The following is a 582-nucleotide window of genomic DNA, read 5'->3' as shown; positions in this document are numbered from 1 at the left end:
CGCGCACATCTCCGAGGTCGGCCGGCTGCCGCTGCTGGGCGCCGTGGAGTACACCGGCGACACGAACCCGGTGCACCGGAGCAACAGCGCCCAGCGTCTCAAGGCTCTCGACGGGGCGCTGACCGTGCCGCCGGCGCTGGCGTCCGCCCTCGCCGACAGCCCCGGGCCCGTCCTGCTCGTCGACGACTACACCGAGACCGGCTGGACGTTGGCGGTCGCCGCCCGGCTGCTGAGGAGGGCCGGCGCACAGGGGGTGATGCCGCTGGTACTGGCCGTTCAGGGCTGAGCACGCGCGGGTGTTCGCTCCAGCCGCGCGGGACAAGGTCAGCATGAGCCGGACGCCTTCCCATGCGTCGCGCGGCGGCACACTGGGTAGGGATATAAGCCACGGGTCATCCGATAAGGGTCGGCGGCTTCAATTGCTCGTTGCCGCATCCCAGTTCGACAGGAAGAATTGAACTCCGCTCCCCGCACGGCTCGTCCGTGATCAGGTAGGGCTCTGCTGCGGTGTGCGCTCCCCCGAATCCGACCCCGCCCGCAGTGTGGGCGCGTAGCCGAAGGGAGGAACGTGACCTTCGGATT

Annotated in this window: 1 pseudogene; it reads left to right on the top strand. The window is 69.8% G+C overall.

From position 1 onward, the window contains the following. A pseudogene (locus tag IE249_RS37105) lies at window positions 1-286 on the top strand (recombinase RecQ); the annotation flags it as partial. Window positions 287-582: the final 296 nt, after the last annotated feature.

The sequence above is a fragment of the Streptomyces anandii JCM 4720 genome (assembly GCF_014650655.1).
Taxonomy (GTDB): Bacteria; Actinomycetota; Actinomycetes; order Streptomycetales; family Streptomycetaceae; genus Streptomyces; species Streptomyces anandii.
This window is presented reverse-complemented; position numbering and strand designations above follow the sequence as displayed.